Source organism: Nostoc sp. 2RC (assembly GCF_014222165.1).
GTDB classification, from domain to species: Bacteria; Cyanobacteriota; Cyanobacteriia; order Cyanobacteriales; family Nostocaceae; genus Nostoc; species Nostoc linckia.
The window spans coordinates 1-10288 of the sequence record NZ_JACKZU010000296.1; the positions used below are offsets into that span (position 1 = coordinate 1).

General features: G+C 36.8%; 8 protein-coding genes and 1 riboswitch. Of the genes, 4 read left to right on the forward strand and 4 right to left on the reverse strand.

Features of this window, described 5'->3' with window-relative positions:
* Positions 1 to 286 precede the first annotated feature (286 nt).
* The 3 genes from GNE10_RS25710 to GNE10_RS25720 all read right to left on the reverse strand — a co-directional run bounded on the left by GNE10_RS25710 (position 287) and on the right by GNE10_RS25720 (position 4201).
* Positions 287 to 724: a hypothetical protein gene (locus GNE10_RS25710; protein ID WP_185567909.1), complete on the reverse strand. Its 438-nt coding sequence runs from the start codon at positions 722 to 724 to the stop codon at positions 287 to 289.
* An 86-nt stretch (positions 725 to 810) separates the two neighbouring features.
* The gene (locus GNE10_RS25715; RefSeq protein WP_185567912.1) at positions 811 to 1677 is read right to left on the reverse strand and encodes a zinc metalloprotease HtpX; all 867 of its coding nucleotides are present in this window, start codon (positions 1675 to 1677) and stop codon (positions 811 to 813) included.
* 454 nt (positions 1678 to 2131) lie between these two features.
* Entirely contained in the window at positions 2132 to 4201 is a 2070-nt protein-coding gene (locus GNE10_RS25720) for an NAD-binding protein (protein ID WP_185567915.1), read from the reverse strand.
* Between the two features lie 154 nt (positions 4202 to 4355).
* Positions 4356 to 4440: riboswitch (Fluoride riboswitch) on the forward strand.
* A 95-nt stretch (positions 4441 to 4535) separates the two neighbouring features.
* On the opposite strand from GNE10_RS25720, the gene GNE10_RS25725 reads away from it, so the two are divergent.
* From GNE10_RS25725 to GNE10_RS25740, 4 genes are all read left to right on the forward strand, one after another.
* Entirely contained in the window at positions 4536 to 6185 is a 1650-nt protein-coding gene (locus GNE10_RS25725; protein WP_185567918.1) for a sodium:proton antiporter, read from the forward strand.
* Positions 6186 to 6435: 250 nt separating this feature from the next.
* Entirely contained in the window at positions 6436 to 7764 is a 1329-nt protein-coding gene (locus GNE10_RS25730) for a voltage-gated chloride channel family protein (RefSeq protein ID WP_185567921.1), read from the forward strand.
* A gap of 157 nt (positions 7765 to 7921) precedes the next feature.
* Positions 7922 to 9190: an ATP/GTP-binding protein gene (locus GNE10_RS25735; protein ID WP_185567924.1), complete on the forward strand. Its 1269-nt coding sequence runs from the start codon at positions 7922 to 7924 to the stop codon at positions 9188 to 9190.
* A complete protein-coding gene (locus GNE10_RS25740) occupies positions 9183 to 9776 on the forward strand; it encodes an RloB family protein (protein ID WP_185567927.1) in 594 nt (197 codons plus the stop codon). Before GNE10_RS25735 ends, GNE10_RS25740 begins: the two co-directional genes overlap by 8 nt.
* 135 nt (positions 9777 to 9911) lie before the next feature.
* On the opposite strand, the gene GNE10_RS25745 is transcribed toward GNE10_RS25740, so the two are convergent.
* Positions 9912 to 10288 (reverse strand): hypothetical protein (locus GNE10_RS25745; protein WP_185567930.1); only part of this gene is annotated, 377 nt, incomplete at its 5' end.

A 10288-nucleotide genomic window follows, 5' to 3' on the forward strand; every position in this document is an offset into this window, starting at 1 on the left:
GGGTTAAAGGGTAAGGGTTAAAGGTTTTTTCTTTCCCTTTTCCCCTTTCCCTTTCCCCCAAAACCCGACAAGTATTGCTTGTGGTAGTTGTTGGCTGTTGGCTGTTGACTGTTGACTAGACTTCTAAGAGAAGTGGGGAAAAGGGTAAGGGTTAAAGGAAAAAGGGCAAATAAAAACCCTTTTCCCTTTAACCTTTTCCCTTTCCCCCTTTTCATTTTCCCCTTTTCCCGACTTCTCCAAGAAGTCTAATGTGCAATTGATATGAACTGCTTTTGGCATCAACTATTTAATTTTGAGAATAAGGATGATTGAAGGCTTCCCAAGCAGCTTTGGCAGCTTTTTGTAAGCGATAATTGAAATCTACTAAATCCTTCATCATCAAGTGCCAATTTCTTTGGGCTTCGTCTTGAAATACTGCCAAAGCATTTTCTAATTGCAGGCGATCGCCTTCAATCAATTTCCTTCCTTCAACCAATTCTCTGGCTCGACGCACGGCATTTAAATAAGTTTCACGAGTGAGAGTACCTGCGGAATCAGCTTCCGCTTGAGCGCGTCTTTTTAGTGCTTCAATTAGCGCTTTGGTTTCGCGCTTCACTTCATCACTTTCACCAGCCATTTCAATTTCTACTAATGCATCAGTTTGAGAACTAATTTCTACAATTACTGTAGATTCAGTTGTTTCCACAAATGTAGCTTCAACGGATTCGATGTTGTTAGAAGTCATCTTTAAAACATCCTTAATTGCAAAGCCAATTCAATTTTGGATTTTAGATTTGGGATTGGGAATTGTTACCAATGCCCAATACTCAATTAAGCTCTTGTTGTCAGCTGTTGTTCTAATTTTAATAATGCTGCAACTCGCGCTTCTGTAGCCGGGTGACTGGAGAATAAGTTACCCAAAAATTGTCCAGAAATGGAATTAATAATTAATAATGGCTCGAAAGCTGGATTAGTGTTTAAAGGCATCTGTCTAGCTGTAGCTTCTAATCTTTGTAAAGCTCTAGCTAAAGCACGGGGATTACCAGTTAATTTTGCAGAACCAGCATCAGCAGAAAATTCTCTTGTGCGTGAAATTGCCAGCTGAATAATTGTTGCAGCTAATGGCGCAAGCATTACAGTTAACAAAACACCAAAAGGATTTCCACCCCTGTCGCTGTCTCGCGAACCACCACCAAACCACAGGCTGTAACTTACCATTTGTGCGAGGAATGAAATCGCACCGGCTACTGTTGCAGCAACCGCTTGCGTGAGGGTGTCACGATTAATAATGTGGGTGAGTTCGTGGGCGATAACGCCTTCGAGTTCGTCCTCTGGTAATATATTCAAAATGCCTTCAGTAACAGCAACAGCAGCATGTTCTGGATCGCGCCCTGTAGCGAAGGCGTTAGCAGTTTGGCTAGGAACAATATAAACTCTAGGTGTAGGAATATTCGCACGACGAGACAACTTTTCCACCATGCGATAAAGTCCCGGTGCTTCCCTTTCACTCACAGGCTGTGCCTGATATACTGCAAGGGCAATTTTATCTGATTGATACCAGGAAAACAGATTTGTTACTGCTGCTAAGACGATTCCAACCAATAAGCCACTAGTACCACCAATTACCCAGTAACTAATTGCTATTAAAAGACCACTTAGTGCAGCTAACAAAGCAGCTGTTTTGAATTGATTTCCCATATTTTTGCTCTCCTGCTAATGCTGTATGGTTTTTCTAGAAAACAGCATTGATTAAGCTACACTTTGATTGTATCGACCTAGAATTAGATAGTAGGATGCAGAAAACCTATCCAATATGTACGGTTTTCCCCCTGGAATTAATCAAGAAGAATTCAGAATTCAGGAGTCAGAATTCAGTATAAATTCAAGTCTGACTTTTTGATGAATGCGGCAAGCCGCAAACTTTAATGACGACTTTCATTTTAATATTTTATATATAATCTAACGTAACGCAATGTAAAGTTGCATCTATCTGTAGTTATACGTTTGATTAATAATTCACAATATTAATTTAACGAAAAACAATTCATAATTAAATCAGTAACGCTGTGAATTCTGAATTCTGACTTCTGACTTCTGAATTCTGACTTCTGAATTCTGAATTCTGACTTCTGACTTCTGAATTCTACATTATTCAGTTATCAGAAAAGGGTTTCAACCTAGCTGTTACTCTTAATTTAGATAGTCTCCGCACTAGACGTAAAGCTTGTTGTTTATATAATGCTTTTGGTAGTTGTCCGGGCAAATTATCCATTAATTTTCTGGCTGTGCCGATACTGCATCCTGAGATAATACTGATTTCGTTAGCACCATCAAAGATAGCATCTTCAGCTAATGCTTTTTCGATTTCTACTTGCCAAGTTTTGTTAAACATTTCGCCTCGTTCAATGCGCTGAAGACTATTGGTATTGGCTAGAACGATGAGGCGATCGCCAACGGTAAGTTGTATATTATCAGAAGGCATTAATTTGACTGGCGATCGCTTGAAATTTTGGTATAAAATTGGCACTACTCCATAACCATAGGCAACCTCAGCCAAAAGTAATCCGTTGAGTGTATCACCAGCTTCAATGGTATACTCCACTACTAAAATACTTTGGGTATCAAAGTTAAACAAGCTGAGAATATTTTCTCCGAAGGCCGCAGCGACAAAAACTTCTGCGGAAATCGCAGAGGTGCAAATAACTTGAGCATAAGGAAATAAGCGTGCGACATTATCACGAAAATTTCGGTCGTAAGTCCGAATAATCACACGAGTTGTAGGACTTTGGGCGTGTACCATCAAAGCTATTTCTAAATTTTCCATGTCATCGTCTGTAACTACAACGACACTTTTACTATTAGCTAAATTCACTTTTCCTAAAGCATCAGTAATACTATCAATAATTACTGGGATTTTATGGAAAAAATCTATGCCCAATCCTATGCTACTAATACCCACCACAGGTTGTTTGAATTTTTCTAATAAAGCTGCTACTCTTTGACCGACTCGATTTAATCCAATGAGTACAACATGGTTTTTTACGGGAATTAATGGTTGGTAACTCTTGAAAAATTGAAATCTTGAACTTAAAAGGACATCAGTGAGCAATGCATATAATACCCCAACAAAGCCTATACCCGTTAAAGTTAGTGCCAAACTAAATAATCGCAACCATCCCGGCATGTGTTGGGCTGTTTCTGGTGGAGTTTGAAAGTTAATACCGCCAAATAAATCTCCGTATCCTCCTAACAGTAAAACAGCAGTACCATAAAAGGCTTCGACTACATTACTATGAGGATAATTTAAGATATAAATAATTGTTCCAATGCACCAAAGAAAAATTACTGTCAGTCCACAAATGATTGCTACCCGCAAACTTTGATAGGTATGTAATTTTCGCCTCCAAGATGGAATTTGTTGTTGGAAATTTTTCCAAACTCTGCCCAATACAATTTCTTGCCATAACTGCTGCCAGTTACGCTGTGGCTTAATGGCAACTTTTTTCAAACTTTGGAGTTGCTCTTTGACTTCAATATAAATAATAGTATCGTCCGGGCGTAATTTTCTCTCTGGTTCCCACTGATGAAATTCTTTAGGTAAAACAGATGCATCATAAGTGTGATATAAGACCCGGAGATTTTGAGTATTCAGTTCGTGTATGTGCAGTTGATTGCACCAGGGATCGTGCATTTGAATTTGATGCTTGACTACCCGAAATTGGTGTTCTTCCACTTGAAAATAGCCAATATGCTCGTCTCCAAGGGCTGCAACAGCAAAGCCAGAAGCAGAAATTTGATTCGGTTCAAAGGCAATAAAATTACCAAGAGTTTGACTTAAAAGTTGATTGAGATTTTTTTTGTCAGAACGTATCACTAAACGAACTTGAGGATTTAATAGCCGTGCGGCAAAGGCAGCTTCTATATTTACTCGTTCGTTACCAGTGGCTAAAATGATAGTCCGGCATTGACTAATATCTGCTTGTTCTAAAACACTAGCTTGACGGCAATCTCCAAAGAATAAATTTTCTAATAAATTTAATAAATTTGGAATTTGTAAATTTTGAGGTTGTTCTAAATCGATGGCATTAACAATGGCACCATATTCTTTGAGGATAGCAACACAATGTTGACCCAAACTTCCTAGCCCACAAACTAAAAATTTATCTAGTTTTGTTGGATAATTTTTAACAGGCTGGTAATTATTTTCTGATGATGACACCATACTATGCCGCTGATGGTACACGCTTCGCCGGGGCGTATCATATATTGCTATTCTAATAGTCAACAGCGATCTAGCGGGCATGAGTCAAGGGTTTTTGTTGGCATTAGTTTTTCAAAGAAACAAAGATTAAAAAATGGTATGCTTAATTTAATGTCAAATCAATGGCGATGGAGCTCGCCAAAACCGCCTTTTCAACCCGATAAATCATCACTTGAAAGGCTGATGGCTCCTACTTTCTTCGCTGACTGCGGGAGAGTAGGGCTTGGCTAAATGCATTACCTGACTCTTCTGTAGAAAGTGAAAATCTACAGATTGCACCTCAAGGAGTCATGAGATGTTAGCCAGTGTATTGTGGATTTTAATGATGGGCTTTTTTGTCGGACAACTTGCCCGTCGTTTAGGCGCTCCGCCTTTAATTGGCATGATTTTAGTGGGGATTATTCTTGGCCCCCAAGTTCGGAATGTCATCAGTGAAGATGTGTTGGGTGCTGCTGATGAATTAAGAACTTTGGCAGTAATGATTATTTTAATGAAAGCTGGACTCGGTTTAGATCGAGAAAAGCTAGCTCAACAGGGAACTGTGGCGTTGCGCTTGGGGTTTTTGCCAGCAGCAACAGAAGCGATGGCGATCGCTTTTGCTGCTATGGTAATTTTTCAATTCAACTTTCCTATCGGTTTACTTTTGGGCTGTGTAATCGCTGCTGAATCTCCAGCTGTAATTGTCCCAGGAATGTTGAGGCTGAAAAGTTTAGGCTGGGGTGTCACCAAAGGAATTCCCGATGCAATTTTAACTGGTAGTGCTTTATCAGATGTATTGCTGTTACTAGTTTTTAGCCTACTATTGAGTTTTTTAAGTGATACAGGTGTTGAGCAGATTACCCTTGGGGGATTGACTTTAACTGCTCTACAACTGCTGCCATTTCAAATTATCATGCAAATATTTTTGGGAGTATTGTTTGGCTATTTAGCGGCTCGTTTATTAGTTTTACTCTTAACCAAACAAAACTGGACTCAAAACGTCGTTCAAGACACTGTAATTGCTGCTAGTTTAGCCTTATTTTTAGTAATTATAGCTCATGTTCTGCCTTACTTTTCTGGTTATTTGGCAGCAATGGCTATGGGATTTTTTTTAATTGAATTAGATGCTCCTTTAGCGCGAAGATTGCGCGGTGGATTCGATAGTTTATGGATAGTAGCTGAGATTTTCTTGTTTGTATTGTTAGGCGCAAATATTCAACTGCAAGTATTAAATACAATTTTTTTACCCGGCATTTTAATTTTAGCAATTGGTTTATTGATTGGTCGAATGTTGGGTTGGTATCTGTCAACTTTGGGTAGTAATTGGAATTGGCAAGAAAGATTATTTTTGTTACCAGGGAACTCAGCCAAAGCCACAGTCCAAGCAGCCATCGGGGCAATACCCCTCTCCCAAGGAATTGCGGGAGGAGAGATAATTTTAGCGATGGCAGCTCTTTCAATTTTAATCACTGCACCTTTAGGCGCTTGGGGAACTATGACTTTTGCTCCTAAATTGCTCAACAAAGGTGAAGTTGACCCAAGCAAAGTTACAGTTGCTACTCGTACTTTGTTATTAGCAGCAGTTGATACATCAAGTTTAGCCACAGAAGTTTTAACCAAAGTTGCAGATTTAGCACGCCGCAGTAATGGCGAAGTCATTGTTTTGCATGTAATTAATACTTCAAACCAGCAAGGTATCGAACAAATAAAACAACAAGCTAAACAGTTATTATCTGATATTAGATATGAATTTTTAACAGTTACAGGTACGATTCCAGAAGAAATTATTCGCATTGCTAAAGAGTATTCTGTGACTGCGATCGTCATGGGAAAACGCGGACATCGACCTTGGGAACAAGTGTTAATTGGCTCAGTTTCACAAGCTGTTTTAGAAACCAGTCCAATACCTGTAATTTTCTTAGAAAGCCACGAAAATTTAATTTTGGATTTTAGATTGTATAACTGAGAGTTGCACAAACAAATGATTTTTTAAGTATTCTCACTTTTGAATTTGGAATTTTGACTCATAATACCAATTCTGTATGAAGATGCGCCAAACTATATGAGAAACAAACCGCAAAGGGCGCAAAGGACACAAAGAAAGAAAGAAAGAAAGAAAGAAAGAAAGAAAGAAAGAAAGAAAGAAAGAAAGAAAGAAAGAAAGAAAATTTGGCGCAGGCTCACAAAGAAATGGTGTAACATACTTACAAAATAACATGAACAATTTTCGTAAATTTGAAGTATTTATCGCACTGCCACACCTAATTAAATGGTTGCCTATTGCCTTTGTAATTGGCATTCTTGCGGGAACCGCATCTGCTATTCTTTTAGCATCATTGGAATGGGCAACTGATTGGCGAGAATCACATCGTTGGATTATTGCTTTGCTTCCCTTTGGTGGTTTTTTGAGTGGTTGGATTTATCATCAATTTGGCAGGTCTGTGGAAGCTGGAAATAATCTTTTATTAGAAGAAATCCATAATCCTCAAAATATTATTCCCGGACGTATGGCTCCTTTAGTTTTATTAGGAACAGACCTAACTCACTTATTTGGTGGTTCAGCCGGTCGGGAAGGTACAGCATTACAAATGGGTGCTTCTTTGGCAGATCAGTTAACTAAAATCTTCCATTTTAAAGGAGCCAATCGGCGAATTTTATTAACAGCAGGTATTAGTGGGGGATTTGCTTCTGTTTTCGGTACACCCCTTGCGGGAACTGTATTTGGTCTAGAAGTTTTAGCCATTGGAAAGATTCATTACGACGCGCTTTTTGCTTCTTTAATTGCCGCGATCGTTGGAAATGAAGTAACTTTACTATTTGGTTTACATCATACAGCATATAGACACGCTCCATCTATACCATCCCTGACAATTTGGGGATTAATTTCTGCGATTATTGCTGGTGTAATTTTTGGAATAGTTGCCAGATTTTTTGCTCAAGTAACTCACAAAATCAGTCACTTGTTTAAAACAAAAATATCCTATCCTCCAATGCGTCCTTTAATTGGCGGGGCATTAATAGCAATAATTGTGATTTTCAGTGGTACAACTAAGTATATTGGACTTGGTATCCCAACCATCGTTGATGCTTTTTACACTCAACTACCTCCTTGGGATTTTGCAGCCAAATTGGGTTTAACTGCTTTAACTTTAGGTGCAGGTTTTAAAGGAGGAGAAGTGACACCTTTGTTTTTTATTGGTGCAACCTTAGGTAATGCTTTATCGTTGATTTTAGGATTACCCGCACCACTATTAGCAGGAATGGGATTTGTAGGCGTGTTTGCAGGCGCAGCAAATACACCTTTAGCATCAACTCTCATGGGAATTGAATTATTCGGTTTAGAATCAGGCGTATTTATTGGTATTAGTTGTGTAGTAAGTTACTTATTTTCAGGTCATTCCGGAATTTATTCGTCACAGCGTATCGGGTTGAGTAAATACTCTACTGTATCTTTAGAAGAAGGGGTGACTTTGGCTAATTATCGGCGAGGTAAAATTGATTCGCCTGGTGATAGTAAACAAGGAGAAAGTAATTCTCAGGAATAATTTTTTAATCCAATTAATGGATAATTGAGAAAGTGCGTAATTTACCGCCGTAGGCATCGCAATTGTCAGAGTAGTTATGTATGTGCCATAACCGCTATGCTTAACTTATATATTTGCGATCGTTTCACAAATATGCTGTTTAGAATAAAAATTTACTATGCTCATAGAGTTTAGCATTGGTAATTATCGTTCCTTCAAAGATAAAGTCACCTTTAGTATGGTGGCTGCCAATATTGTTACCAAAGAAAAGGAACTTGATGATAACAATATTTTCGCAGTAGATGATGACCTCAAATTACTCAAAAGTGCTGCGGTTTATGGCGCTAATGCCAGTGGTAAAAGTAATCTTGCAAAAGCTTTGAGCTTTATGAAGTGGTTTATGATTAATTCTTCTAAAGAGACTCAAAGTACAGAAAAAATAGGAGTTGAGCCGTTTGAGCTAAGTACAGAAACTGAAGCACAACCATCTTTTTTTGAAATTGTGTTTCTATTAGATGGTACAAAGTATCGATATGGGTTTGAAGCTAATCAAAAAAGAGTTATTGCTGAGTGGTTATTTTATGTTCCTAAGACCAGAGAAGCTCGTCTTTTTGAGCGAGTTTATGACGTAAATTCACGTAATATAAAACGTCTATCTAAAATATTTAAAGCTGAGGGTATTTACCCAAAAACTAGGAGCAATGCACTTTTTTTATCAGTAGCTGCTCAATTTAACGTTGAAATAGCTGAGAGAATACTAGATTGGCTCACAAAAAAAGTAAATATAGTTTCCGGTTTAGAGGATCGAGATCACTTGAGTTATACAATAAGCTCTTTAGGAAAAAAAAATGACAATAAATCAGAAATTATTCAATTAATTAAAAAACTAGATTTAGGTATTAAACAAATAAGAATAAAGGAAGCAGAAATTATCACTGTAGAAAAAAGCTCTTATCATTTTAAAACTGACGATTCAATTAGAACTGGGCATGAAAAATTTGGTAATAAAGGTAATATTTCTATTAAGTTTTTTGACTTAGAAAATCAAGAATCGGAAGGAACTAAAAAAATAATTTCTATTGCTGGACTTTTGGTAGATACTCTTAAATATGGCAAAGTTTTGATATTTGATGAATTCGATGCGAGACTTCACCCACTAATCGGCAAAGCAATTGTTGAATTATTTAATTCCAAAAAAACAAACTCTAATAATGCACAACTAATATTTATGACTCATGACACTAATTTGCTTAGTCACAAAATATTTCGTAGAGATCAGATTTGGTTTACTGAGAAAAACAAATATGGTGCTACAGATTTATATTCATTAGTTGAATATAAAATACTAAGTGATGCTTCTTTTGAGAGTGATTATATCAAAGGCAGATATGGTGCTATTCCATTTATTGGTGACTTAAGTCAACTTCTTGGTGAGCCTAATGCCTAGAAATCGTGGCTATGCTGATAGAAAAGTTGAAACCAGAGAGCTTAGGCAAATATTTTTAATTATATGTGAAGGTGAAAAAACTGAGCCAAATTACTTCATGAGCTTTCGCGTTTCCACGACTGTCAAGAAAATTGATGTTAAAGGATTTGGATACAATCCAAGTAAACTAGTACAACAGGCTAAAGAATTAAAAGCTCAAGGAGATTACGACCAAATTTGGTGTGTATTTGATAGGGATGATTGGCCTAAGCAAGATTTTAACAACGCTATTGCCATAGCTGAACAGGAAGGATTTAAAGTTGCTTATTCTAATGAAGCTTTTGAATTATGGTATCTGTTGCATTTTGAATTTTTGAATACTGGACTTCCTCGCAAAGATTACATCAAGAAGTTAGAAAAATTGCTAGGATATAAATATAAAAAAAATAGTACGACAATATACGAAGAAATAGAAAATCGACAATCTACTGCTATTAAACACGCTAAAAGTCTTCTCAAGCAATATAGTCCTTCCAATCCAGTAAGTGATAATCCTTCAACAACAGTACATCTTTTAGTTGATGAATTAAACAAATTTATTCGATAAGAGTTATCGATTATAATTACATCCATTATTTAGAAATAGTTCGTAGTTTGGACTGCATTTAACGAATAGCGATCGCTTTGGTAAATAATTCGATTTTATTAACTCATCATTTAGATGAATTTAGTTTATAGTATGTTAATCAATCGGTGTAATCCCAAGCTCTTGTAATTCTCTCAATATCATTTTTTTACACTCAGCTTGAGGATAATAATATTTTTCAGATTCATCGAAATCTTTCTGTTCTATTAAATAATAGAGGTTTGTTTGACTGCCTTCTTTAGAAAAATTTAAGGGATCGGAATCAAATACATATCTTGTAGAAAATAAATAGCATGGATATTCTTCTTTATTTTTTATATTCCAAATAACTTCTTGATAAAAAGCAAAAATTCCATTTTCTTTTGTTACTTTAACTGAAAAGGGAGAAATATCTTGAATTTTATCTCCGATATTACCATTTCTAATATACTGATTGATTTCACTTAATTCATAAAGATTAATAGAAGCAGAAT

Bases quoted from the DNA above. Each gene is read 5' to 3' on its own strand.
- GNE10_RS25710 (WP_185567909.1), bottom strand. From the start codon at position 724: ATGACTTCTAACAACATCGAATCCGTTGAAGCTACATTTGTGGAAACA.
- GNE10_RS25735 (WP_185567924.1), top strand. From the start codon at position 7,922: ATGCTCATAGAGTTTAGCATTGGTAATTATCGTTCCTTCAAAGATAAA.
- GNE10_RS25730 (WP_185567921.1), top strand. From the start codon at position 6,436: ATGAACAATTTTCGTAAATTTGAAGTATTTATCGCACTGCCACACCTA.
- GNE10_RS25725 (WP_185567918.1), top strand. From the start codon at position 4,536: ATGTTAGCCAGTGTATTGTGGATTTTAATGATGGGCTTTTTTGTCGGA.
- GNE10_RS25715 (WP_185567912.1), bottom strand. From the start codon at position 1,677: ATGGGAAATCAATTCAAAACAGCTGCTTTGTTAGCTGCACTAAGTGGT.
- GNE10_RS25720 (WP_185567915.1), bottom strand. From the start codon at position 4,201: ATGGTGTCATCATCAGAAAATAATTACCAGCCTGTTAAAAATTATCCA.
- GNE10_RS25740 (WP_185567927.1), top strand. From the start codon at position 9,183: ATGCCTAGAAATCGTGGCTATGCTGATAGAAAAGTTGAAACCAGAGAG.